General features: G+C 71.0%; 21 protein-coding genes. 14 read left to right on the plus strand and 7 right to left on the minus strand.

Going from position 1 to position 22,837, the window contains the following annotated elements; translation table 11 throughout:
- Positions 1 to 2 precede the first annotated feature (2 nt).
- Positions 3 to 1,343 carry a vWA domain-containing protein gene (locus BUE30_RS07165; protein ID WP_083601209.1) on the plus strand — a complete coding sequence of 447 codons (1,341 nt, stop codon included), beginning with the start codon at positions 3 to 5 and terminating at the stop codon, positions 1,341 to 1,343.
- 48 nt (positions 1,344 to 1,391) lie between these two features.
- On the opposite strand, the gene BUE30_RS07170 is transcribed toward BUE30_RS07165, so the two are convergent.
- Positions 1,392 to 2,735, minus strand: a complete 1,344-nt coding sequence (locus tag BUE30_RS07170; RefSeq protein WP_073327488.1) for an alpha/beta hydrolase family protein — start codon at positions 2,733 to 2,735, stop codon at positions 1,392 to 1,394.
- A 183-nt stretch (positions 2,736 to 2,918) separates the two neighbouring features.
- On the opposite strand from BUE30_RS07170, the gene BUE30_RS07175 reads away from it, so the two are divergent.
- On the plus strand, positions 2,919 to 3,806 hold the full coding sequence (locus tag BUE30_RS07175; protein WP_073327489.1) for an NAD-dependent epimerase/dehydratase family protein: 888 nt from the start codon (positions 2,919 to 2,921) through the stop codon (positions 3,804 to 3,806).
- A gap of 79 nt (positions 3,807 to 3,885) precedes the next feature.
- Here BUE30_RS07175 and tkt read toward each other — a convergent pair whose 3' ends face one another.
- Positions 3,886 to 5,904 carry a transketolase gene (gene tkt / locus BUE30_RS07180; RefSeq protein WP_073327491.1) on the minus strand — a complete coding sequence of 673 codons (2,019 nt, stop codon included), beginning with the start codon at positions 5,902 to 5,904 and terminating at the stop codon, positions 3,886 to 3,888.
- 200 nt (positions 5,905 to 6,104) lie between these two features.
- On the opposite strand from tkt, the gene BUE30_RS07185 reads away from it, so the two are divergent.
- The 3 genes from BUE30_RS07185 to BUE30_RS07195 are packed head-to-tail and all read left to right on the plus strand — an operon-like array spanning position 6,105 to position 7,341.
- A complete protein-coding gene (locus BUE30_RS07185; protein WP_073327493.1) occupies positions 6,105 to 6,614 on the plus strand; it encodes a hypothetical protein in 510 nt (169 codons plus the stop codon).
- Entirely contained in the window at positions 6,614 to 7,015 is a 402-nt protein-coding gene (locus tag BUE30_RS07190; protein WP_073327825.1) for a cell division protein ZapA, read from the plus strand. The genes BUE30_RS07185 and BUE30_RS07190 overlap by 1 nt, the downstream gene beginning before the upstream one ends.
- Positions 7,012 to 7,341 (plus strand): MliC family protein, encoded by a 330-nt coding sequence (locus tag BUE30_RS07195; RefSeq protein ID WP_083601210.1) that lies wholly within the window; start codon positions 7,012 to 7,014, stop codon positions 7,339 to 7,341. Before BUE30_RS07190 ends, BUE30_RS07195 begins: the two co-directional genes overlap by 4 nt.
- A 21-nt stretch (positions 7,342 to 7,362) precedes the next feature.
- On the opposite strand, the gene grxD is transcribed toward BUE30_RS07195, so the two are convergent.
- The 5 genes from grxD to BUE30_RS07220 all read right to left on the minus strand — a co-directional run bounded on the left by grxD (position 7,363) and on the right by BUE30_RS07220 (position 12,010).
- Positions 7,363 to 7,737, minus strand: coding sequence for a Grx4 family monothiol glutaredoxin (gene grxD / locus BUE30_RS07200; protein ID WP_073327495.1), 375 nt, complete (start codon positions 7,735 to 7,737; stop codon positions 7,363 to 7,365).
- Between the two features lie 85 nt (positions 7,738 to 7,822).
- Entirely contained in the window at positions 7,823 to 8,059 is a 237-nt protein-coding gene (locus tag BUE30_RS07205; protein ID WP_073327496.1) for a BolA/IbaG family iron-sulfur metabolism protein, read from the minus strand.
- A gap of 52 nt (positions 8,060 to 8,111) precedes the next feature.
- Complete coding sequence (locus tag BUE30_RS07210; protein ID WP_073327497.1) at positions 8,112 to 8,549, minus strand: SRPBCC family protein; 438 nt, start codon at positions 8,547 to 8,549, stop codon at positions 8,112 to 8,114.
- Between the two features lie 4 nt (positions 8,550 to 8,553).
- Entirely contained in the window at positions 8,554 to 10,725 is a 2,172-nt protein-coding gene (gene purL, locus BUE30_RS07215; RefSeq protein ID WP_073327499.1) for a phosphoribosylformylglycinamidine synthase subunit PurL, read from the minus strand.
- Between the two features lie 376 nt (positions 10,726 to 11,101).
- Positions 11,102 to 12,010 carry a LysR family transcriptional regulator gene (locus tag BUE30_RS07220; RefSeq protein ID WP_073327501.1) on the minus strand — a complete coding sequence of 303 codons (909 nt, stop codon included), beginning with the start codon at positions 12,008 to 12,010 and terminating at the stop codon, positions 11,102 to 11,104.
- A 151-nt stretch (positions 12,011 to 12,161) separates the two neighbouring features.
- On the opposite strand from BUE30_RS07220, the gene BUE30_RS07225 reads away from it, so the two are divergent.
- The 9 genes from BUE30_RS07225 to BUE30_RS07265 all read left to right on the plus strand — a co-directional run bounded on the left by BUE30_RS07225 (position 12,162) and on the right by BUE30_RS07265 (position 22,803).
- A complete protein-coding gene (locus tag BUE30_RS07225; RefSeq protein WP_073327831.1) occupies positions 12,162 to 15,581 on the plus strand; it encodes an indolepyruvate ferredoxin oxidoreductase family protein in 3,420 nt (1,139 codons plus the stop codon).
- A gap of 136 nt (positions 15,582 to 15,717) precedes the next feature.
- On the plus strand, positions 15,718 to 16,530 hold the full coding sequence (locus tag BUE30_RS07230; protein WP_073327511.1) for a glutamate racemase: 813 nt from the start codon (positions 15,718 to 15,720) through the stop codon (positions 16,528 to 16,530).
- 26 nt (positions 16,531 to 16,556) lie between these two features.
- Entirely contained in the window at positions 16,557 to 17,582 is a 1,026-nt protein-coding gene (gene argC, locus BUE30_RS07235; RefSeq protein ID WP_073327513.1) for an N-acetyl-gamma-glutamyl-phosphate reductase, read from the plus strand.
- Between the two features lie 125 nt (positions 17,583 to 17,707).
- Positions 17,708 to 18,175, plus strand: a complete 468-nt coding sequence (gene ccmE, locus BUE30_RS07240; protein WP_073327515.1) for a cytochrome c maturation protein CcmE — start codon at positions 17,708 to 17,710, stop codon at positions 18,173 to 18,175.
- A gap of 45 nt (positions 18,176 to 18,220) precedes the next feature.
- Positions 18,221 to 18,832: a holin-associated N-acetylmuramidase gene (locus BUE30_RS07245; protein ID WP_073327833.1), complete on the plus strand. Its 612-nt coding sequence runs from the start codon at positions 18,221 to 18,223 to the stop codon at positions 18,830 to 18,832.
- A 1-nt stretch (position 18,833) separates the two neighbouring features.
- The gene (locus BUE30_RS07250; protein ID WP_073327518.1) at positions 18,834 to 19,424 is read left to right on the plus strand and encodes a holin family protein; all 591 of its coding nucleotides are present in this window, start codon (positions 18,834 to 18,836) and stop codon (positions 19,422 to 19,424) included.
- Positions 19,425 to 19,555: 131 nt separating this feature from the next.
- Positions 19,556 to 21,517 carry a heme lyase CcmF/NrfE family subunit gene (locus BUE30_RS07255; RefSeq protein WP_073327520.1) on the plus strand — a complete coding sequence of 654 codons (1,962 nt, stop codon included), beginning with the start codon at positions 19,556 to 19,558 and terminating at the stop codon, positions 21,515 to 21,517.
- On the plus strand, positions 21,514 to 21,969 hold the full coding sequence (locus tag BUE30_RS07260) for a cytochrome c-type biogenesis protein (protein ID WP_073327523.1): 456 nt from the start codon (positions 21,514 to 21,516) through the stop codon (positions 21,967 to 21,969). Before BUE30_RS07255 ends, BUE30_RS07260 begins: the two co-directional genes overlap by 4 nt.
- A 57-nt stretch (positions 21,970 to 22,026) precedes the next feature.
- A complete protein-coding gene (locus BUE30_RS07265; protein ID WP_073327525.1) occupies positions 22,027 to 22,803 on the plus strand; it encodes an enoyl-CoA hydratase-related protein in 777 nt (258 codons plus the stop codon).
- Positions 22,804 to 22,837: the final 34 nt, after the last annotated feature.

The raw sequence follows: 22,837 nt of genomic DNA on the forward strand, positions 1-22,837 counted from the left end.
GCATGGAGACCCTGCCGCCCCTCGACATCCCCGAAGACGGCCGACTGGCCGAGAACGTCGTCTGGTTCGCCCGCGCCCTGCGCAAGGCCGGCCTTCCGATCGGGCCCGGTCGAACCGCCGAGGCGATCCGCGCGCTGGAGGCGGTGGGCTTCACCTCGCGCACCGATTTCTACTGGACGCTGCACGCCCTCTTCGTCAGCCGGCCCGAGCACCGGGCCGTCTTCGCGCAGGTCTTCCGGCTGTTCTGGCGCGATCCCCGCTATCTCGAGCACATGATGTCGATGCTGCTGCCCAGCGTGCGCGGCACGCAGGACGAGCGGCCCGCCCGTGCGGCCGAGAGGCGCGCGGCAGAGGCGCTGCTGGAGGACCGCCCTCCGCCCGAACCGCAGGAGAGCCCGCAAGAGGACGAGGTGCGGATCGAGGTCGACGCCTCGCGGACCATGGCCGAGGAGGAACGGCTCCGCAGCCTCGATTTCGAGCAGATGTCCGCCGCCGAGATGGCCGAGGCGCGGCGCCTGCTCGCGCGGATCGAGCTGCCGGTGCCCCCCATGCGGACCCGCCGCCGGTCGCCCGGGGCGGGCCGGCACGTCGATGCCCGCCGGACGCTGCGCGCCTCGCTGCGCACCGGGGGCGAGACCCTGTCGCTTGCCACGCGCGCACCCGGCACGCGGCACCCGAACCTCGTCGTGCTCTGCGACATATCGGGGTCGATGTCGGCCTACAGCCGCGCGGTGCTGCATTTCATCCACTCGATCGCGAACCGGCCCCCGCGGGAGGGCGGGCAGGCCTGGGGACGGGTCCATGCCTTCACCTTCGGCACGCGCCTGACCAACATCACCCGGCACATGGCCGCCCGCGACGTGGACGCCGCGCTCGCCGCCGCGGGGGCCGAGGCGCAGGACTGGTCCGGCGGCACCCGCATCGCGGGGGCGCTGCGCGCCTTCAACCGGGACTGGTCGCGCCGGGTGCTGGGGCAGGGGGCGGTCGTGCTCCTGATCACCGACGGGCTCGACCGCGATCCGGGCGAATCGCTCGGTCGCGAGATGGAGCGGCTGCGCCTCTCGGCCCGGTCGGTGATCTGGCTGAACCCGCTGCTGCGCTGGGACGGTTTCACGCCGAAGGCCAGGGGCGTGCTGCAGATCCTGCCGCACGTGACGCATCTGCGGGCCGGCAATTCGGTCGCCTCGCTCGCCGGGCTGGCACAGGCCCTGTCCGATCCCCGTTCGGGCGGCGATCTTGCGCGGATCCGCGCGCTGCTCGACGTGCCGGAGGATGCGCCGCCCGCGCGGATCCGCAGCGCGGCGCTGGCCGCGCCCGCGCTTCGCGGGACGCGGCGGGGCTAGGGGCTGGCCGGCCGAAGGGGCCGACGCCTCCCCGGCCGTCATCCGGGTCTATTCGCCCGCCGCCCGCGTCTCGAAGCGCAGGCCTGCCGCCGTGCGCTCGGGGAAGCCCAGCCAGTAGGTATGCGCCCCGGTCCTGAGCCCGTCCTCGGTCACCGACCACACGCCGTCCGCGGCGACCGGGACGAGGTCGAGATAGAGGTCCGTCTCGGCCCCCTTCAGCTCGCGGTCGAGGAAGGCGCTGACGAAATGCGCCGCGATGTTGTTCATCCGCACGCTGTCCCAGACCGGGTCGGCGTAATGCTCGAACGGGGGCCAGCCGAGCGTCTCGGACCAGGCCCAGCTCTCGGCCGGGGCGGGCATCGGGGCGCCGGCATTGTGGTTGGCGTTCTCGAAGGTGAGCAGCGCGCGGTCCGTCCCCGTCGTGGAATCGAAGATGCCGCGGATCGCCTCGTAGCCCGAGACGTCGTCGGCGCTGCCGGCGATCAGCAGGAGCGGGATGTCGATTCCGGCCAGCCCCTCCGCATCGAAGAAGCCGGCATTGTTGCCCCAGGGGGCGAAGGCGACGGCCGCCTTCAGTCGCGGATCGTCGAGCTCGGCCCGTGCCTCGGTCCCTGCCTGGTTGGCGGCGAGCAGGCCGCCCGGCGGCGCGTAGTCGAACGTGGTGCTCGCCTCGGTCACTCCGGCCCCGGCGAAGATCAGCGCGCCGTAGCCGCCCATCGAGTAGCCGACGACGGCGGCGGTATCGCCGTCGGTGATCTCGCCGATCCCGTCCGAGAGACCCGCCATCGCGTCCAGCACGAAGAGCTGGTCCCGCGGGCGGTTCAGCAGCGTGGAGCCGAAGGCGCCCTGGTCGGAATAGGTGCTGTCGGTATGGTCGATCGAGGCGACGACGTAGCCCCGGGAGGCGAGCGTCTCGGCCAGCGGCGACATCAGGAAGCGGTTGCCCGGATAGCCGTGGCTGACGATGACGAGGGGGAACGTCTCGCCGCCCATCGGCGCGGCCTCGCGCACCGCGCTGCCGGAGAGCGTGACCGGCGTCTCGCCGTCGCGCAGGACCGTCTCGTAGGTGCCGCCGCCCGTGGTGCCGTCGGCGGCTGGATACCAGACCTCGACCGTCAGGGGCCGGTCGTAGGTCGGCTGGGATGTCGCGGTCGCGCGCCGCACGTCCGGCACGCCGCTGCGCACGAAGTCCATCGTCGTGACGCCCACGGCATAGGGCCCGGGATGGGCGAGCTCCGGCGCGTCGGGCCGGACGAGGTCGATCGGGTTGGGGCGCCGCACCTCCTGCGGGGAGGAGGTGTCCTGGGCGAGGACCGGCGTCGCGGCGAGGGCCGCGGCCAGCGCGGCGCGCGCCGCGGGGCGGGTGGGGCGGATGGTCGGGCGGCGGGTCATCTGGCTCCTCCTGTCGGTCCGGCTGCAACCTAGCGTGGTGCGGCCGGGGGCAAGCGGGTCGGGCGGGGCATGGGGCCTCGCCCGGGCGGCCCCGCCGGCGCCTGCGGGGGCTGGACAGCCCCGCCCGCCGGGCCACATCGAGGGCGCGACGACTTCAGGACGACAACGGGGAGGAGACAGACCATGCGCATCTTTCTGACGGGCGGGGCCGGCAAGGCGGGGCGGCATGTCGCCCGCTACCTGATCGAGCAGGGCCACAGGATCACCAACGCGGATCTCAAGCCGCTCGAGATGGAGGGCGTCCACAACATCCGCATCGACCTGACCGATGGGGGACAGGTCGCCTCGGCGCTGCAGATGCGGGCGGGCTACGACGAGCTCGATGGCGACGACTATCCCGGCTACGACGCGGTCGTGCACCTCGCGGCGATCCCGGCGATCCTGATCACGCCCGATCAGGAATGCTACCGGATCAACACCCTCTCCACCTACAACGTGATGGAGGCGGCCCTGTCCCTCGGGATCCGCAAGATCGTCTTCGCCAGTTCCGAGACGACCTACGGCGTGTGCTTCGCGCAGGGCGAAGTGACGCCCGATTACGTGCCCGTCGACGAGGATCATCCGACGGTGCCCCATGACAGCTACGCCATGTCCAAGGTCTGCAACGAGGTGACGGGCCGGTCCTTCCAGGCGCGCACGGGCGCCGACATCTACGGGCTGCGGATCAACAACGTCATCGAACCCGATGAATACGCGAAGAATTTCCCCGCTTTCATGGAGGATCCCTCGCTGCGCCGGCGCAACATCTTCGCCTATATCGACGCGCGCGACCTCGGCCACATGATCGATTGCTGCCTCAGGACGGACGGGCTGGGTTACGAGGTGTTCAACGTCAGCAACGACGACATGAGCGTGAACATTCCCGCCTCGGAGGTGATCGAGCGGTTCTACAAGGGGGTCGAGGTCCGCAAGGAGATGGGCGAGACCGAGACCTTCTACTCGAACGAGAAAGCCAAGCGGATGCTGGGCTTCCAGCCGAAGCATTCCTGGCGCGACGTGCTGGAGGGCTGATCGCTCGCCTTGCGCGGTCGACACGAGAACGGCCGGCCCCGGTGGGCCGGCCGTTTCCGTTCGGTCGGTACGTGTCCGCTCAGCCCAGCAATTCGCGGGCCTTGGCGGCGGCCGCCTCGCCGGTGATCCCGAATTTCTCGTAGAGCACCTCGGCCGGGGCGGAGGCGCCGAAGCGGTCCATCCCGACGAAGCCGGCCTTGGCCTCTCGGCCGCGCTCGCCGAGAAGCAGCCAGTCCCAGGGCTGGCGCACGCCGGCCTCGATCGCGATGCGCACCGGCCCAGAGGGCAGGACGCGCTTGCGATAGCGCTCCTCCTGCTGGCGGAACAGCTCCATCGACGGGACCGAGACGACGCGGGTGCCGATGCCCGCGCCCTCGAGGATGTCGCGCGCCGCCAGCGCGACCGCGACTTCCGAGCCCGAGGCCATCAGGATGACTTCGCGCTTGCGGTCGGTATCGACCAGCACGTAGGCGCCCTGCGCGACGAGGTTCTTGTTGCTGTGGGTCTTGCGGACCGGCGGCAGGTTCTGCCGCGACAGCGCCAGGACCGAAGGCGTGCTCTTCTGGTTCAGCGCGATCTCCCACGCCTCCGCCGTCTCGACGGTGTCGGCGGGGCGGAAGGTCAGCAGGCCGGGCGTCGCGCGCAGCATCGCCATGTGCTCGATCGGCTGATGGGTCGGGCCGTCCTCGCCGAGGCCGATGCTGTCATGGGTCATCACGTAGACGACCGGCACCCCCATCAGCGAGGACAGCCGCATCGCGCCGCGCGCGTAGTCGGTGAAGCACATGAAGGTGCCGCCATAGGGGCGCACGCCCCCGTGCAGCGCCATGCCGTTCATCGCCGCGGCCATGCCGTGCTCGCGCACGCCGTAATGGATGTAGCGGCCCTTGCGGTTCGACGGGTCGAACACGCCGAGATCGGAGGTGAGCGTGTTGTTCGAGCCGGTCAGGTCGGCCGAGCCGCCGATCGTCTCCTTCATGGCCGGGTTCACGACCTCGAGCACCATCTCCGAGGACTTGCGCGTCGCCACCTCGTGGCCCGCTTCCACGGCCTGCTTCTTGAGCGCGCGGATCCGGCCGGCCAGCGCCTTGGGCGGCTCGCCGTGGAAGATGCGCTCGACCTCCTTGCGGCGGCTGTCGCTGAGGGCCTGCAGACGCTCGTGCCATTCGGCATGCGCCTGCGTGCCGCGCTCGCCGAAACCCTCCCAGGTCTTCTTGACGTCGTCCGGCACCTCGAACGGGCCGCCGGTCCAGCCATAGGCGTCCTTGGCGGCCTGCAGCTGCTCCATGTCCGTCAGCGCGCCGTGCCCTTTGGCGGTGTCCTGCGCCTTGTGGCCAAGGGCGATATGCGTCCTGCAGGCGATGAAGGACGGGCGCGGGTCGGCCTTGGCGGCTTCGATCGCAGCATCGATCGCCTCGGGATCGTGGCCGTCGATCGACTGGGTGTGCCAGCCATAGGCCTCGAACCGTTCGATCTGGTTCGTCTTGTCGGCGAGGTCGGTCGTGCCGTCGATGGTGATCCGGTTGTCGTCGAAGAACACCGTCAGGTGGCCGAGCTGCTGCATCCCCGCCAGCGCGCAGGCCTCGTGGCTGACGCCCTCCATCAGGCAGCCGTCGCCGGCGAAGACCCAGGTGCGGTGATCCATGACCTTGGGCCCGAAGCGGGCGCGCAGATGCTCTTCGGCGATGGCGAAGCCGACGGACATCGAGATGCCCTGGCCGAGCGGGCCGGTCGTGGCCTCGACCCCCTCCATCTCCTCGTATTCGGGATGGCCGGCGGTGCGGTAGCCCCACTGGCGGAAGTTCTTCAGCTCCTCGAGCGAGGCCTGCTCGTAGCCCGTCAGGTGCAGCACCGAGTAGAGCAGCATCGAGCCGTGGCCGTTCGACAGGATGAACCGGTCGCGGTCGGGCCAGTGCGGCTGTTTCGGCGCGAATTTCAGGTGCTTGCCGAAGAGGACCGTCGCGACATCGGCCATGCCCATCGGCATGCCGGAATGGCCGGACTTGGCGGCGGCCACGGCATCGAGCGCCAGCGCGCGGATCGCGGCAGCGGTCTTCCAGTGCTCGGGATGGGCCTCGCGCAGGGCGGTGATGTCCATGGGCCGTCTCTCCTCGCCATGAGAACCAGTAGGGGTCCGCAGCGGCTTACCCACCGGGCCAACGCGTTGCAAGGCGGCCGGGCGGTGGCAGCGCCCCGCCGGCGGCGTTTGCGCCGGGGGCGCCGGTTTTCTATCGTCGCCGCAACAATGACGATTCGCGCGCAGGTCCGGGGCGCCGCGCGGGGGCAGAAAGGCAGCACATGAGCCAGATCGACGAGTCGCAGCATCGCCTGACGGCCGCGCTGGGGCGAATCCGCGACCTCGCCGCCGCCCTCGAGGCAGAGGCGCGGGCCCGCGCGGCGGAGGAGACGGGCGGCCCCAGCCGCGCCGAGCTCGCCGCCGCGCTCGAGGACGAGCGGATCGCGAACGCGCAGCTTGAGGAGAGGGTGAAGGCGCTGAAATCCCGGGAGAAGGGCCGGCTGACCAGGCTCGAGGACCAGCTCGCGGCCGAGCGCGCCCGCACGGTGCGGCTCGATGCCGAGCTGACGGCGCTGCGCCAGTCTGCGGCCGACCTGTCGGACGTGACCGAGCAGTTGCGCGCGGCGCTGGCGGACGAATTGCCGGACGAGGCCCTGGTCAACCGCGCGGTGATCGCCGAGCTGGAGGCGCTGAAGGCGCAGCGCGACGCCGACCGCGCCGAGATGATCGAGATCGCCGAGGCGCTGCGTCCCGTCCTCGCGGCGGAACCCGAATCCGAGGAGGCGGAATGATGCCGCATGTCGACGTGGAGATCGGTGGCCGCACCTTCGAGGTGGCCTGCCAGGACGGCGAGGAGCCCTATCTGCGCGCCGCCGCCGCGATGCTGGACACCGAGGCGCAGGTGCTGCTGGCCCAGACCGGCCGCGTCCCCGAGGCGCGGATGCTGTTGATGGCGGGGCTGATGCTCGCCGACCGCACGGCGGGGGTGGACGACCAGCTGCGCGAGGCGTCCGACCGGATGGCCGCGCTGCAGGCCAGGATCGACGAGCTGGAGGCGCGCCCGGATCCCGAGCCGGAACGGATCGAGGTCGAGGTGATGCCCGCGGGGCTGGAGGAGGCGATGGCCGCCCTCGCCGACGAGGCCGAGGCGGTGGCCGGCGCGCTCGAGGATGCGCGGGGGGGCGCCGCGTGAGGGGGGCAGCCCTGCTTGCGGCGCTGCTGGCCCCCGGCGTCGCCGCGGCCGAGCTTCGGACGATGCGCTATGTCTGCGAGCGCGGGGTCGAGGTGCCGGTGGTCTACGTCCCCGATGCCGAGCCGGCCGCGGCCGTGATCGGTGTCGAGGGCGGCATGTACGCGCTGGAGGCGGAGCAGGCGGCCTCGGGCGTGCGCTACGGCTGGCCCTCGGACGGCTCGCATTACGTCTGGTGGACGCGGGGGACGGAGGAGGCGATGCTCCTCTGGTCCGACGGCGAGACCGGCGAGGAGGTCACGCTGCTGGCGGAGTGCCGGGCGGGCTGACCCGCCCGGACGCGCGGCGCCTCAGGCGTTCGCTTCGCGGATCTTGTCCGCCGCGTCCTTGTCGAAGGCGATCCCCTTGTCGGCGAAGAGCTGATCCAGCTCGCCCGACAGGGTCATCTCGGTGACGATGTCGCAGCCGCCCACGAATTCGCCCTTGACGTAGAGCTGGGGGATCGTCGGCCAGTCGGAATAATCCTTGATCCCCTGCCGGATGTCGGCATCGGCGAGAACGTTCACGTCGGTATAGTCCACGCCCATGAAGTTCAGCACGCCCGCCACGCGGGAGGAGAAGCCGCATTGCGGCATCGCCTTGGTGCCCTTCATGTAGAGGACGACGTCGTTCGCCTTCACGGTCTCGGCGATGCGATCGGCGGCGGGGGCGGTGGTGTCGGCCATGTCGGGGACTCCTGCGGGATATGAGGTCGGCTTTCGCCGTCGGGGCCGAACCTATGCCCGGCCCGGCGGGATTTCCAGCCTGCGCCTAGTCGGGCGCCTTCGTCGTCAGGGCGAGGGCGTGGAGCGCGCCGTTCGGCCCGTCCATCCGTCCCTTCAGCGCGGCGTAGACGGCGCGCTGCTGCTGCACGCGGTTCTGGCCGCGGAAGCTTTCGTCCTCGACATGGGCCGCGAAATGCTGGCCGTCATCGCCCTCGACCCGGACCTTGCCGTCGGGAAAGGCTTCGCGGATCAGATCCTCGATGTCCTGGGCGGTGATGGCCATGGGTCGGCTCCTTGCTGCTGAGATCCGAGGATAGGTCCGGGGCAGGGCGCGTTCAACCGCCCGTCAGGAGGGCGCGCCGCCGGCGGGCCCGCAGCCGGTAGAGCAGGCGGGCCCAGAGCGCCATGAGCGGGGTGGCGGCGCCGGCCTCGATCTCGATGCTCTCCTCGATCCGTGCGCCCGCCCCGTCCGGCAGGACGGCGAGCCGGTGGGTCCAGCGGCGCACGCCGGCGCCGCTCTCCTCGCTGCGGAAGGTCATGGCGGAATCGTCGAGCTCGGCCACTTCCATCCGGTAATCCTGCGGGGGCAGGCGGCCGAACAGGCGCACGCCGGTGACGTAGACGTCGCCCTGCCGGATGCGGCCCGTCCGGGGCACGCGGTCGTCGAACGCGACGAGGCCGGCGCAGACCGCGCGCAGATGGCCGAGGTCGGTCGCGCTGGCCCAGACCCGCGCGGGCGGGGCGTCGAAGCGGTGGGTCAGCGCGACCCGCATGACCTCAGCCGAAGAGGGCGGGGTAGACTGCGGACCAGGCGGCGACCAGCTCGGCCATCGGGGCGCTCGCGCCGCCGAGCGAGAGGGTCTCGCCGCCGAACGTCCCGACGCGCGCGACCGGCACACCGGCCTCGCGCGCGGCGGTCTCGATCGCGGCGGCATCGCCTTCGGTCGCGGCGATCAGGTAGCGGGCCTGGTCCTCGCCGAACAGCGTCCCCAGATCGTCCGATTCGAGCGCGACGCCCGTTCCGCCCGCCCGGGCCAGCTCGAACGCGGCGAGGGCGAGGCCCCCGTCCGACAGGTCGGTGCATCCGCCGATGCGGGCGGCCTGCGCGCGGACGAAGTCGCCGTGGCGCCGCTCGGCCGCCAGGTCCACCGGCGGCGCGTCCCCGGCATCGAGGGAGGCGACCTCCCACAGCAGGGCGGACTGGCCGAGATGGCCGCGCGTCTCGCCGATCAGCAGCGCCACGTCGCCCGCGCGCGCGGCGGCGCCGATCAGGGCCGAGGCGTCGGGGATCAGACCGACCGCGCCGATGGTCGGGGTCGGCAGGATGCCGGTGCCGTCCGTCTCGTTGTAGAGGCTGACATTGCCCGACACGATCGGCATGTCGAGCGCCGTGCAGGCCGCACCGATCCCGCGGATGGCGCCGACGAACTGGCCCATGATCTCGGGCTTCTGCGGATTGCCGAAATTGAGGTTGTCGGTCGCGGCGAGCGGCCGCGCCCCCACCGCGCAGAGGTTGCGGAATGCCTCCGCCACCGCCTGCTTGCCGCCCTCCTCCGGATTGGCGGCGACGTAGCGGGGCGTCACGTCCGAGGTGAAGGCGAGCAGCTTGTCCGTGCCGTGCACCCGGACGATCCCCGCGCCGAGGCCGGGGCCCCGCGCCGTGTCGCCCATCACCTGGCTGTCGTACTGCTGGGTGATCCAGGACTTGGCCGCGTAGTTGGGCGAGCCGATCAGCGCCCGCAGCGCGTCCAGCGGGGCCACGTCGGGCACCGGGGCGTGGTCGGTGCGGCCGGTGGGCGCCTCCCACGGGCGGTCGTATTCGGGGGCGGAGGAGGACAGCCGCGACAGCGGCAGGTCGGCCATCGTCTCGCCCCGGTGGACGATCAGGAAGCGGTCCTCGGGGATCGTCTCGCCCACGATCGCGAAGTCGAGGTCCCACTTGTCGAAGATCGCCCGCGCCTCTGCCTCCATCTCGGGCTTCAGTACCATGAGCATCCGCTCCTGGCTCTCGGACAGCATCATCTCGTAGGCGGTCATCGCCGCCTCGCGCTGCGGCACCGCGTCGAGATCGAGCCGGATGCCGAGGCCGCCCTTGTCGCCCATCTCGACCGCCGAGCAGGTGAGGCCCGCGGCCCCCATGTCCTGGATCGAGATCACCGCGCCCGAGGCCATCAGCTCGAGACAGGCTTCCATCAGGCGCTTCTCGGTGAAGGGGTCGCCGACCTGCACCGTGGGGCGCTTCTCCTCGATCGTGTCGTCGAACTCGGCCGACGCCATGGTCGCGCCGCCGACCCCGTCGCGGCCCGTCTTGGCGCCCAGATAGACCACCGGCATGCCGACGCCGGACGCCGCGGAGTAGAAGATGGCATCGGTGTCGGCGAGGCCGGCGGCGAAGGCGTTCACCAGGCAATTGCCATTGTAGGACGGGTGGAACCGCACCTCGCCGCCCACGGTCGGCACGCCGAAGGCGTTGCCGTAGGCGCCGATCCCCTCGACCACGCCGTTCACGATGTGGCGGGTGCGGGGATGGTCCGGCATCCCGAAGCTGAGCGCGTTCATCGCCGCAATGGGCCGCGCGCCCATCGTGAAGACGTCGCGCAGGATGCCGCCGACGCCGGTCGCCGCGCCCTGGTGCGGCTCGATGTAGGAGGGATGGTTGTGGCTCTCCATCTTGAAGATGACGGCCTGGCCGTCGCCGATATCGACGACGCCCGCATTCTCGCCCGGGCCGCAGATGACCTGCGGGCCGGTGGTCGGCAGGGTCCGCAGCCATTTCTTCGACGACTTGTAGGAGCAGTGCTCGTTCCACATCGCGCTGAAGATGCCGAGCTCGGTGAAGGTCGGCTCGCGGTTCAGGATCCGAAGCACTTCCTGGTACTCGCCCTCGGTGAAGCCGTGGGCGGCGATCATCTCGGGGGTGATCCGAGGCGTGGAATCAGGCGCGGCCATCGGGCGTTCCCCTCTCGCGTGGTCCTTTGCGCCGGTCCCTAAGGGGACGGCGGGGAAAGGGGAAGGGGGCGCCGCGGCGGGCCCCCGGGGGGCGTGTGTCTGCAATTCCCCGGCGCAAAGTGCAAGGCCCGGGAATTCCGCAGAAAAAAAGCCGGGCGCAAGCGCCCGGCCTAAGTCCAACAGGGAGGTATGAGGGGGATGAGCGTTTCAGCTGCGTCGCCCTCGATTGACCAAATAGGCGGCAGGGAATGTACGATCAAGCGAAAGCACTGCGCGCCCCGGACATTGTGGACATGCGTTGCACGCATGGCTCACTCGACGAAGGTCGCGGTGCGATTGCGTTCCGCCGGCCGGGGGGCAGGCCCGGCCGACAGGATCAAGCGGCCGTTTCCAGTTCCTTCTGGCGGCGCCGATGGGCGATCACCTCGTCCTGGATGAAATCGCGGAAGGCGGCGATCCGCTTCGACTGACGCAACTCTTCCGGGTAGGCGAGGAAGACCGGAACCTCGTTTGATTCGATATCCGGCAGGACGCGCACGACGTCGTCGAAATCCTCGGTCACGTAATCGGGCAGGACCCCGATGCCCAGATCGCCGCGCACGGCCTGCAGCACGCCGAAGTAGTTGTTGACGTTCAGGGTCTTCTGCACGTCGTAGGTCAGCAGATGCTCGACCAGGCTGCGCCCGGCGGACACCTGGAAGGCGTTCGTGGATTGCGAGATCAGCCGGTGCTGCGCCAGATCCTCGAGCACCTGGGGCCGTCCGTGATGGTCGATGTAGCCCCGGCTGGCATAGAGCCGCATCCGGATCCCCATCAGCCGCTTGCGGATCAGATCGGCCTGGGACGGCTCCTTCATCCGGATGGCGACATCGGCCTCGCGCATGGGCAGGTCGAGAACCCGCTCCTCGAGCATGAGGTCGATCTTCAGGTCGGGATACTTCTCGTAGAGCTTGTCCAGTCGCGGCGCGACCCAGAGCGTGCCGAAGGCGGTGGTGGTCGTCACCCGCAGCTCGCCGAACACCTCCTCCTCGCTGTCGCGGATGCGGGCGGCCGCGGCCTCCAGCCGGCGGTTCATCGAGCGGGTCGCCTCGAACAGCAGCTCGCCCTGTTCGGTCAGGATCAGGCCGCGGGCGTGCCGGTGGAAGAGCGTGCTTCCCAGCGTCTCCTCCAGCGCGCGGATCTGCCGGCTGACGGCGGATTGCGACAGGTGGAGCGAATCGCCGGCATGGGTCAGCGACCCTGCATCCGCAACGGCATGGAAGATTCTGAGCTTGTCCCAATCCATCCCGGGGGCCCCTGATGAGAATGTCGCGGTCGCCCTGCTATATGCGCCCTACGTCCGAAATGTGAACGCCAAGTGAGCCAACACATTTGTTAGCGACGCCCCTCCGCCCTAGGCTGATCACAAATGCGGCCACGGCGTTGGGAGGCGCATGATGAGCAGGCAGGACGTTACCCTACACGACAAGTACGATCTGGCCAAATCGCCCGTGCTGCTGAACGGCACGCAGGCGCTGGTCCGGCTGATGCTGATGCAGAAGGCGCGTGACGTGGCGTCCGGCCTGAACACGGCCGGCTACGTCACGGGCTATCGCGGCTCGCCCCTCGGCGGGGTCGATCTGAACATGGCGGCGGCGGAGAAGGACCTGAAGGCCGCCGACATCCTCTTCCAGCCGGGGCTGAACGAGGATCTTGCCGCGACCGCGCTCTGGGGCAGCCAGCAGGCCGAACTGCGGGGCGAGGGTAGGTACGACGGCGTCTTCGGCCTCTGGTACGGCAAGGGTCCCGGGGTGGACCGGTCCGGCGACGTGATGCGCCATGCCAACATGGCCGGCACCTCGCGTCATGGCGGCGTCGTGATGGCGATGGGCGACGACCATACCGGCGAATCCTCGACCGTCTGCCATCAGTCGGACTGGGCGATGGTCGATGCCTACATGCCCGTCCTCAGCCCGGCCGGCGTGCAGGAGATCCTGGATTTCGGCCTCTACGGCTTCGCGCTGAGCCGCTTCGCCGGTGTCTGGGCAGGCCTCAAGACGATGAAGGACACGGTCGAGGTCACCTCCGTCGTGGACGGGCGGCCGGACCGGATGTCGTTCGTCATGCCCGAGGATTTCCCGATGCCGGAGGGCGGGCTCAACATCCGGCTCGGCGATCACTGGATCCCGCAGGAAGCGCGGATGATCGACCACAAGCGCTACGCGGCCGAGGCGTTCAGCCGCGCCAACCGCATGGACCGGCGAATCTGGGGCCGGCCCGGCGCCACGATCGGCTTCGCCGCCGCGGGCAAGAACTGGCTCGACCTCGTCCATGCGCTCTCGCTCCTCGGCATCGACGAGGCGGCAGCGGAGCGGATGGGGATCACCACCTACAAGATCGCCCAGACCTTCCCGCTCGACATGACCAGCTTCCACGACTGGGCCGAGGGGCTCGACCTGATCGTGATCGTCGAGGAGAAGCGCAAGCTGACCGAGGTGCAGGTCAAGGAGGCCCTCTTCGACGACCGCCGCGGCCGCCGCGTCTACGGCTGGTACAGGGGCGGCGCGGGCGGCATGCACGAGGAGGAGCTCTTTCCCACCCGCATGGCGCTCGACCCGGTGATGATCGCCGAGAAGATCGGCGGCATCCTCATCGAGGAGGGGCGGACCTCGGAGAATCTCGGCTCCGCCGTCGAGAAGGTGCGGGAGGCGCAGCGGAGCGAGAACGCCGAGGAGATCGCGACGCGCACGCCCTATTTCTGCGCGGGATGCCCGCACAACACCTCGACGAAGGTGCCGGACGGATCGCGCGCCGGCGCCGGGATCGGCTGCCACATCATGGCGCTCTGGATGGACCGCGAGACGTCCGGCTACACCCATATGGGGGCGGAAGGGGTGAACTGGGTCGGCGAGGCGCCCTTCAGCACCCGGCCCCACGTCTTCCAGAACCTCGGCGACGGCACCTACAACCATTCAGGCATCCTCGCGATCCGCGCCGCGCTCGCCGCCGGGACGAACATCACCTACAAGATCCTGTACAACGACGCGGTCGCCATGACCGGCGGGCAGACCAACGAGGGCGGGCTGAAGCCCGACCGGATCTGCAAGGAACTGCTCGCGATGGGGGTGGGGCGCATCGCCCTCGTCTACGATCCCAAGGAGGATTTCGACCGTCGCACGATCCCCGCCCGGGTGAAGCAGCACGAGCGGGACGAGATGCCCAGGGTGATGGACGAGATGGCGGCCACGAAGGGCGTCACCGCCATCGTCTACGTCCAGACCTGCGCCGCCGAGAAGCGCCGCCGCCGCAAGCGCGGATCGTTCCCGAAGATGGACCGCCGCGTCTGGATCAATACCGAGGTCTGCGAGGGCTGCGGCGATTGCGGCGTGCAGTCCAACTGCGTCGCCCTCGTGCCGGTCGAGACGGAATTCGGCCGCAAGCGCGCGGTCGACCAATCGACCTGCAATCTCGACATGTCCTGCCTCAAGGGCTTCTGCCCGTCCTTCGTCACGCTCGAAGGGGCGCGGCCGCGCAAGCGCGAGGGGCAGGCGATCGACCTTCCGGACCTGCCCGAGCCCGACCTGCCGCCGCTGACCGGCACCCACAACGTCGTCATCACCGGCGTGGGCGGCACCGGCGTCGTCACGATCGGCGCGATCCTCGCCATGGCCGCGCATCTCGACGGCAAGGGCGCCGGCATGATGGAGATGGCGGGCCTCGCGCAGAAGGGCGGGGCGGTCCACATCCATTGCCGCATCGGCGAGAGCCCCGGGGCGATCAGCGCGATCCGCCTCGCCGCCGGAGAGGCCGACACCCTGATCGGGGGCGATCTGGTCGTCAGCGCGGGGGCGAAGACCCTGGGCCTGACATCGACCGGCCGCACCCGCGGCGTGGTCAACACCCACGAGATCGTCACCGGCGACTTCACCCGCGACACGGAGTTCCGCCTCCCGACCGAGCGGCTGACGCTGGCACTGGAACGCCGGCTGCGCGACGGGCTGCGGATGTTCGACGCCAGCGAGCTCGCCGGCCGGCTGATGGGGGATTCCATCTATTCCAACATGATCCTGATGGGCGCCGCCTGGCAGATGGGCGGCCTCCCCGTGGCGGGGGAGGCGATCCGCGACGCGATCCGCCTCAACGGCGCCGCAATCGAGGGCAACCTGCGCGCCTTCGAGATCGGGCGCTGGGCGGTGGAGCATCCGGGCGCGGCCGCCGAGGCGCTGCGGGACGCCGCGCCGTCGGAAAGAACCCTTGCCGAGCGCATCGCCGAGCGCGAGGACCACATCCGCGCCCATAGCGGCGAGGACACGGTCCTGCGCTACCGCCGCCTCCTCGACCGGGTGGAGGACGAGGCCCTGCGCGAGGCGGTCGCAAAGGGCTACCACAAGCTGCTCACCTATAAGGACGAATACGAGGTCGCGCGCCTTCACCTGCGGACCGCCGCCCGGACGGAGGAGCTGTTCGAGGGGACCGGGCGCCGGGTCTACCACCTCGCCCCGCCCGGGATCGCGCGGAAAGGGCCGGACGGTCGCCCGAGGAAGATCGCCGTCGGCCCCTGGATCGAACCGGCCTTCCGCCTGCTGGCGCGGCTCAAGCGGCTGCGGGGCACCGCGCTCGACCCGTTCGGCCGCACCGAGGAGCGGCGGATGGAACGCGCCCTGATCGCCCAATACGAGCGCGACATGGAGGAGGTGCTGCCGAAGGCGGGTCCGGCGGCGAGGGACGCGGCGATCGCCCTCGCCGAACTGCCGCTCTCGATCCGGGGCTTCGGCCCGGTGAAGAAGGGCAATGCCGAGGCCGCGGCCAGGCGGCGGGAGGAATTGCTGGCGGTGATCCGCGACGGCGGCGACAGCCTGCGCGCGGCGGCGGAATAGGCGCCGCGATCTCCGCGGACCGTCTCGCGTCGAGAGGCCGGCCGGGCCCCGATGGACCTTCGCCGCCGCCGGGCCTATGAGTGGGGCCGAGGGCCCGGCCGCGACCGGGCGGGCAGGGCGAGCGAGGCGCAGGGCGATGGCAGTCGGAATCTTCGACAGCGGATTGGGCGGCCTGACGGTCCTCGACGCCGTGACGCGGCGTCTGCCGGACCTGCCGGTCGTCTATCTCGGCGACAACGCGCATACCCCCTACGGCACCCGTACCGCCGAGGACATCTACCAGCTGACCACTGCCGGCGTGCAGCGCCTCTTCGACGAGGGCTGCGATCTCGTCATCCTCGCCTGCAACACCGCCAGCGCCGCCGCGCTGCGCCGCATGCAGGAGGGGTGGATCCCCCCCGGCAAGCGCGTGCTCGGCGTCTTCGTGCCCCTGATCGAGGCGCTGACCGAGCGCAACTGGGGCGACAATTCCCCGCCGCGCGAGGTGGGGGTCAAGCATGTCGCCCTCTTCGCCACGCCCGCGACGGTGCGCTCGCGCGCCTTCAGCCGCGAGCTGGCCTTCCGCGCCATCGGCGTCGACACCGAGGCGCAGGCCTGCGGCGGCGTGGTCGACGCGATCGAGGAGGGCGACATGATCCTCGCCGAGGCGCTGGTGCGGTCCCATGTCGACGCGCTGCTGCGCAAGATGCCCGAACCCGACGCCGCGATCCTGGGCTGCACTCACTACCCGCTGGTCGAGGAGGTCTTCGCCGACGCGCTCGGCCCCGGCGTGAAGGTCTATTCCCAGCCGCAGATCGTGGCGGCCAGCCTCGCCGACTACCTCGCCCGCCGGCCGGAGATGGTCGGGGCCGGCACGGAGAGCCGCTTCCTCACGACGGGCGATCCCCGCCGCGTCTCGTCCAAGGCCACGCAGTTCCTCAGGCGGCAGATCGCCTTCGAGGCCGCCTGATCCCGCAATTCCCCCGGAGGTCCCCCATGACCCACAACGTCGCCATCCTCGGCGCGTCCGGCTATACCGGCGCCGAGCTCGTGCGGATCATCGCCACGCACCCGTCCCTGCGGATCGCCGCGCTCGCCGCCGACCGCAAGGCCGGCCAGCCGATGGCCTCCGTCTTCCCGCATCTGCGGCATCTCGATCTGCCCGACCTCGTCCAGGCAGGAGAGATCGACTATTCGGGGATCGACCTCGTCTTCGCCGCGCTGCCCCACGGCCTAAGCCAGGCCCTGGTCGCCACGCTGCCGCGCGGGATCAGGGTCGTCGATCTCGGCGCCGATTTCCGCCTGACGCCGGACGGCTACCGGACGTGGTACGGCGCCGACCACGTCGCGCCCGAGCTCCAGGGCGAGGCCGTCTACGGCCTGACCGAGTTCAACCGCGACGCGATCCGCGGCGCCCGCCTCGTCGCGGGGACCGGCTGCAACGCCGCCACCGTCCAGTTCGCGCTGACGCCGCTGATCGGCTCGGGGCTGATCGACCTCGACGACATCATCTGCGACCTCAAGAACGGCGTCTCGGGCGCGGGCCGCAGCCTGAAGGAGACCATGCTCTTCGCCGAACGCGCGAACGACGTGGCGGGCTATTCGCAGGGCGGCCGGCACCGCCATCTCGGCGAGTTCGACGAGCAGTTCAGCCGCATCGCCGGCCGCGACGTGCGGATCCAGTTCACCCCGCATCTCGTCCCCGTCAATCGCGGCATCCTCGCCTCCTGCTACCTCAAGGGCGAGGCGTGGGCCGTCCACGACGCGCTCGCCGCCGCCTATGCGGACGAGCCCTTCCTGCAGGTCCTGCCCCTCGGCGAGCTGCCGCAGATGGCCCATGTCCAGGGCTCGAACTTCTGCCATGTCGGTGTCACGGGCGACCGCATCTCGGGTCGCACGCTCGTCGTCTCCACCCTCGACAACCTCTGCAAGGGCTCGTCGGGGCAGGCGGTGCAGAACGCGAACCTGATGCTGGGCGAGGACGAGAGCGCGGGCCTGATGCTCGCGCCGCTCTTTCCCTGACGCCGCCGGCTGCGGCATCCCGCGCGCTTCCCTCCGCGGCGCCCTGCTCTTATCTTGCCAGAAATACTCCGGGGGTCCGGGGGCGGAGCCCCCGGCCTCCCCACCCCACGCCACGCCGGGATCCCATGCGCTCGCTGAAGAAGAAACGCCGCATCCAGGTCATCGCCCTCGCCGCGGGGGCCTTGGTCCTGTCGACCGGGATCATCGGTTACGCGATGCGGGACGGGATCAACCTGTTCCGCTCGCCGAGCCAGGTGGTCGAGGCGCCGCCCGGCCCGTCCGAGACCTTCCGCATCGGCGGACTCGTCGAGGAAGGCAGCCTGGTGCGCGGTCGGGGCGAGGCGATCACCTTCCGCGTGACCGACGGCAACGCCGCCGTGCCCGTCACCTATGCCGGCATCCTGCCCGACCTCTTCGGCGAGGGGCAGGGCATGGTCGGGACGGGCCGTTACGTGGACGGCACCTTCGAGGCGACCGAGATCCTGGCCAAGCACGACGAGAGCTACATGCCAGCCGAGGTGATCGACGCGCTCGAGGCGCAGGGCGTCTATGTCGACCCGGACGCAACGGCCGGAAGCTCCGCCGGGAATTAAGCCCGCGCGACGATGATCGACCCCGCCGGACAGGAGGGGGCCGCCATGCGCAGCGTTCAGGACATCGCCGAGGAGATCGTCGCCCGCGAGGGGGGCTACGTGGACGATCCCGACGATCCGGGCGGGGCGACGAAGTTCGGCGTGACGATCCACACGATGCGGCGGCTCGGGCTCGATCTCGACCGGGACGGCGACGTGGACAGGTCGGACGTGCGCGCCCTGACGCGGTCGCAGGCCGCCGCGATCATGATGCGCCACTACTACGAGCGCCCCCGCCTCGGCGAGCTGCCCGAGCCGATCCAGGCCAGCCTCTTTGACATGTACGTCAATTCGGGCGCCAATGCCGTCCGGATCCTGCAGCGGCTGCTGAACGACATGCGCATCCCCGTCGCGGTCGACGGGGTGATCGGCCCGCAGACCATCGCCGCGGCCGCCCGCGCGCAGGCGGCCGCGCCGGATCATTTCGCCGATGCCTACGGGATCGCGCGGCGCAACTGGTACTACGCGCTGGCCGACCGCCGCCCGGCCAGCCGGAAATACGCCCGCCGCCGCGATGGCGGCAAGGGCGGCTGGATAACCCGGGCCGAGCTCTTCATCTCGCCCCGGTTCCATCTCAGCGACGCGGAGCACCGCGCCCGCACGGCCGGGTGGGCCTGACATGTCGTTCCTGGGAAGCCTCCTGTCGCTGCTCTTCGGCTCGGGCCGCAACGTCGTGGCCGAGACGGTGGAGCTGTTCCGCGAGAATGCCGAGGCGGCGGGCCAGCGCGAGGCGGACGGCCGGGCCGCCGCGCTCGGCCAGCTGGCCGCCGAGTTCGCCCGCGGCGCGAGATCGCCCTTCGACCGGGCCATCGACGGGCTGAACCGGCTGCCACGCCCGCTGATGGCCTACGGGATCCTCGGCCTGTTCGTCGTGGCGATGGTCGATCCGGTCTGGTTCGCCGCCCGGATGGCCGGCCTCGCCGTCGTGCCGGAACCGCTCTGGTGGCTGATGGGGGCGATCGTCAGCTTCTATTTCGGGGCCCGCACGCAGGCCCACGGGCAGGACTTCCAGCGCTCCATCGCCGAGACGCTGGCCCGCGTGCCGCAGGTCGCGCGCGAGGTCGACGCGCTGGCCCGGATCGAGGGGGAGGGCGGCGAGCCCGCGAAGGAGGGCGACGCGGCCCCGCCGGGCGCGGTGCTGGTCAAGTCGGGGCGCCCGGACATGACGGCCGAGAACCCGGCCCTCGCGGACTGGCAGGCGGGGCGCTGAACCCGCCCCGCCCGCTGCGCACCGGCGGGCGGGACGCCGGTCCCCGCCTGCGACATCGCGCCCGCCCCCGGATCACGCCGCCCTGACCCCGCGGCCATTGGCGCGGGGGCCCTGTCTTCGTATGAAGGGGCATGATCGTCGAACTCGGACAATTCTGCCTCATCCTCGCCTTCGCTCTGGCGATCCTGCAGACGCTCGTGCCGCTCGTCGGGGCGGGCCGGGGCTGGCGCGGCTGGATGGCCTTTGCCGAGCCGGCGGCCCTGGCGCAGTTCCTGCTGCTGGGGGTATCCTTCGTCGCGCTGGTGCGGGCCTTCGTCGTCTCGGACTTCTCGGTCCGGATCGTCGTCGAGAACTCCCATTCGCTGAAGCCGATGCTCTACAAGGTCACCGGCACCTGGGGGAACCACGAGGGCTCGATGCTGCTCTGGGTGCTGATCCTCGCCCTCTTCGGCGCGGCGGCGGCCTGGTTCGGGGGCAACCTGCCCGCGACCCTGCGGGCGCGGGTGCTGGCGGTGCAGGGCAGCATCGGGGCGGCCTTCCTCGGCTTCGTCATCTTCACCTCGAACCCGTTCGACCGGGTGGCCTTTCCGCCGCTGGACGGGCGCGACCTCAACCCGCTGCTGCAGGATCCCGGCCTCGCCTTCCATCCGCCCTTCCTCTATCTGGGCTATGTCGGCCTCTCGATGGCCTTCTCCTTCGCCATCGCCGCGCTGATCGAGGGGCGGGTCGATGCCGCCTGGGGCCGCTGGGTGCGGCCCTGGACGCTGGCGGCCTGGGTCAACCTCACCATCGGCATCGCGCTGGGCTCGTGGTGGGCCTATTACGAGCTCGGCTGGGGGGGCTTCTGGTTCTGGGACCCGGTCGAGAACGCGTCCTTCATGCCCTGGCTGATCGCGGCCGCGCTGCTCCATTCCGCCATCGTGGTCGAGAAGCGCGAGGCGCTGAAATCCTGGACGATCCTGCTCGCCATCCTCGCCTTCGGCTTCTCGCTGCTGGGAACGTTCATCGTCCGCTCGGGTGTGCTCACATCCGTCCACGCATTCGCGTCCGATCCGACGCGCGGGGTTTTCATCCTCGCCCTCTTCGCGATCTTCGTTGGCGGGGGCCTGACGCTCTATGCCTGGCGGGCGAGCGCGATGGAGGCGAAGGGCGTGTTCGGCCTGGTGAGCCGCGAGACCGGACTGGTGCTGAACAACGTCCTGCTTGCCGTGGCCGCGCTGGTCGTCTTCGTCGGCACGCTCTGGCCGCTGGTGGCCGAGATGGCGTTCGGCCGGGTCCTCTCCGTGGGTCCGCCGTTCTTCGACGCGGCCTTCACGCCGTTCATGGTCGCGCTGGCGCTGGCCCTGCCGGTCGGCGCGATGCTGGCGTGGAAGCGGGGCGATCTCGGCCGGTCGGCCCGCGCGCTCTGGCCGGCGGCCGCGCTGGCCGTGGCGGTGGGCGCGCTGGCCTTCGCCGTGCAGACCGGTCGATCGGCGCTGGCGCCCGTCGGCTTCGCGCTCGGCGTTTGGGTCGTCGCCGGGGCGGCGGTCGATCTCTGGGCCCGGACCGGGCGCGCCGGCGGACGGCTCGGGCGGCTCGCGCGGCTGCCGCGCGGCGACTGGGGCCGCGCCGTGGCCCATGCCGGTCTCGGCGTCACCTTCATCGGTGTGGCCGCGATGACCGCCTGGTCGGTCGAGGACATCCGCGTCGCGCAGGTGGGCGAAAGCTGGGAGGTCGCGGGCTACGACGTCACTCTGGCCGAGGTGACCGAAGGGCGCGGCCCCAACTACCTGACCACGATGGCCCGGATCGAGATGGGGCGGGGCGGGGCGACCGCGACGCTCTTCCCCGAGAAACGGACCTATCCCGTCGCCGCGATGCCCACGACCGAGGCCGCGATCTCGGGCGGGATCTGGCGCGACCTCTACGTCGTGATCGGCGATCCGCAGGCGGCCGGCGGCTGGGCGGTACGGACCTACGTCAAACCCTTCGCCAACTGGATCTGGGGGGGCTCCATACTTATGGCGCTGGGCGGGGCGCTCTCTCTCACGGACCGGCGGCTGCGCTTCGCCGCGCCGGCCCGCCGCGCCGCGCGCCCGGTGCCCGCCGAATGAAGTGGGTACTTGTCCTGCTGCTCTGGGCGCTGCCGGCCTTCGCCGTTCAGCCGGACGAGGTCCTGGACGATCCCGCACTCGAGGCGCGGGCGCGCGAGATCAGCGCCGGGCTCCGCTGCCCAGTCTGCCGGAACGAGAGCATCGACGAGAGCAATGCCGGCGTCTCGCGCGACCTGCGGCTGATGGTGCGCGAGCGGCTGGTCGCGGGCGACAGCGATGCCGAAGTGGTGGACGCGGTGGTTGCCCGCTACGGCGAATACGTCCTGCTCAGCCCCAATGCGCAGGGCGCGAACCTGCTGCTCTGGGCCGCGCCCGCACTGCTGGCGCTGGCCGGGCTGGGGATCGGGGCGCTGGCCGTGCGCCGCCGCGCCGCCGCCCCGGAGCCCGGCCTGACCGAGGAGGAGCAGGCCCGGCTCGACGCGATCCTCCGCGCGGGCCGTGACGAGGCGTAGCGCTTTCCCGGCGGCGCGGAGCCTGTACTCTGGCGCGCGACGAGAGGAGGGCCCGCGATGCAGTACCAGACGATCGCCTTCGACCTGACCGACGGGGTCGCCGTGCTGCGGCTCGACCGGCCGGAGGTGATGAACGCGCTCAACACCCAGATGCGGGCCGAGATCCTGCACGCCGTCCGCAACCTGCCGGGCGCGGCCCGGGTGCTGGTCCTGACCGGGACGGGCCGCGCCTTCTGTTCGGGACAGGATCTCGGCGACGGGGTGAACGCGGCGCGGATGGATCTCGAGCGGGTGCTGCGCGACGAATACGCGCCGATGATCCGCGCCCTGCAGGATGCGCCCGTGCCGGTGATCGCGGCCGTCAACGGGGCGGCGGCGGGGGCGGGGGCGAACCTCGCGCTTGTCGCCGATGTCATCCTGGCCAGCGACGAGGCCTTCTTCCAGCAGGCCTTCACGCGGATCGGCCTGATCCCCGACGCGGGCGGCACCTGGTTCCTGCCGCGCATGGTCGGCAGTCAGCGGGCGATGGGGGCCGTGCTCTTCGCCGACCGGATCCCCGCCCGTCAGGCGGCGGAATGGGGCATGGTCTACGAGGTGACGCCGCACATGGATTTCGAGGCCCATTGGCGGGCCCGGGCCGCGCAGCTGGCGACCGGCCCGACCGAGGCGTTCCGCCTGGCGCGCGAGGCGCTGCGCGCCTCGTCGGGGGCCGATCTCGAGACGCAGCTGGCCCATGAGGCGCGGCTGCAGGGCCGGGCGGGCCAGACCCGCGACTTCAAGGAAGGGATCGTCGCCTTCCTCGAGAAGCGACCGGCCGTCTTCGAGGGGCGCTAGCCCGCCAAACCCCCTGGAAACGACGAAGGCCGCC

This window comes from Wenxinia saemankumensis (genome assembly GCF_900141735.1).
In the GTDB taxonomy this organism is placed as follows: domain Bacteria; phylum Pseudomonadota; class Alphaproteobacteria; order Rhodobacterales; family Rhodobacteraceae; genus Wenxinia; species Wenxinia saemankumensis.

Bases quoted from the DNA above. Each gene is read 5' to 3' on its own strand.
- BUE30_RS07165 (WP_083601209.1), top strand. From the start codon at position 3: ATGGAGACCCTGCCGCCCCTCGACATCCCCGAAGACGGCCGACTGGCC.
- BUE30_RS07170 (WP_073327488.1), bottom strand. From the start codon at position 2,735: ATGACCCGCCGCCCGACCATCCGCCCCACCCGCCCCGCGGCGCGCGCC.
- BUE30_RS07175 (WP_073327489.1), top strand. From the start codon at position 2,919: ATGCGCATCTTTCTGACGGGCGGGGCCGGCAAGGCGGGGCGGCATGTC.
- tkt (WP_073327491.1), bottom strand. From the start codon at position 5,904: ATGGACATCACCGCCCTGCGCGAGGCCCATCCCGAGCACTGGAAGACC.
- BUE30_RS07185 (WP_073327493.1), top strand. From the start codon at position 6,105: ATGAGCCAGATCGACGAGTCGCAGCATCGCCTGACGGCCGCGCTGGGG.
- BUE30_RS07190 (WP_073327825.1), top strand. From the start codon at position 6,614: ATGCCGCATGTCGACGTGGAGATCGGTGGCCGCACCTTCGAGGTGGCC.
- grxD (WP_073327495.1), bottom strand. From the start codon at position 7,737: ATGGCCGACACCACCGCCCCCGCCGCCGATCGCATCGCCGAGACCGTG.
- BUE30_RS07205 (WP_073327496.1), bottom strand. From the start codon at position 8,059: ATGGCCATCACCGCCCAGGACATCGAGGATCTGATCCGCGAAGCCTTT.
- BUE30_RS07210 (WP_073327497.1), bottom strand. From the start codon at position 8,549: ATGCGGGTCGCGCTGACCCACCGCTTCGACGCCCCGCCCGCGCGGGTC.
- purL (WP_073327499.1), bottom strand. From the start codon at position 10,725: ATGGCCGCGCCTGATTCCACGCCTCGGATCACCCCCGAGATGATCGCC.
- BUE30_RS07220 (WP_073327501.1), bottom strand. From the start codon at position 12,010: ATGGATTGGGACAAGCTCAGAATCTTCCATGCCGTTGCGGATGCAGGG.
- BUE30_RS07225 (WP_073327831.1), top strand. From the start codon at position 12,162: ATGAGCAGGCAGGACGTTACCCTACACGACAAGTACGATCTGGCCAAA.
- BUE30_RS07230 (WP_073327511.1), top strand. From the start codon at position 15,718: ATGGCAGTCGGAATCTTCGACAGCGGATTGGGCGGCCTGACGGTCCTC.
- argC (WP_073327513.1), top strand. From the start codon at position 16,557: ATGACCCACAACGTCGCCATCCTCGGCGCGTCCGGCTATACCGGCGCC.
- ccmE (WP_073327515.1), top strand. From the start codon at position 17,708: ATGCGCTCGCTGAAGAAGAAACGCCGCATCCAGGTCATCGCCCTCGCC.
- BUE30_RS07245 (WP_073327833.1), top strand. From the start codon at position 18,221: ATGCGCAGCGTTCAGGACATCGCCGAGGAGATCGTCGCCCGCGAGGGG.
- BUE30_RS07250 (WP_073327518.1), top strand. From the start codon at position 18,834: ATGTCGTTCCTGGGAAGCCTCCTGTCGCTGCTCTTCGGCTCGGGCCGC.
- BUE30_RS07255 (WP_073327520.1), top strand. From the start codon at position 19,556: ATGATCGTCGAACTCGGACAATTCTGCCTCATCCTCGCCTTCGCTCTG.
- BUE30_RS07260 (WP_073327523.1), top strand. From the start codon at position 21,514: ATGAAGTGGGTACTTGTCCTGCTGCTCTGGGCGCTGCCGGCCTTCGCC.
- BUE30_RS07265 (WP_073327525.1), top strand. From the start codon at position 22,027: ATGCAGTACCAGACGATCGCCTTCGACCTGACCGACGGGGTCGCCGTG.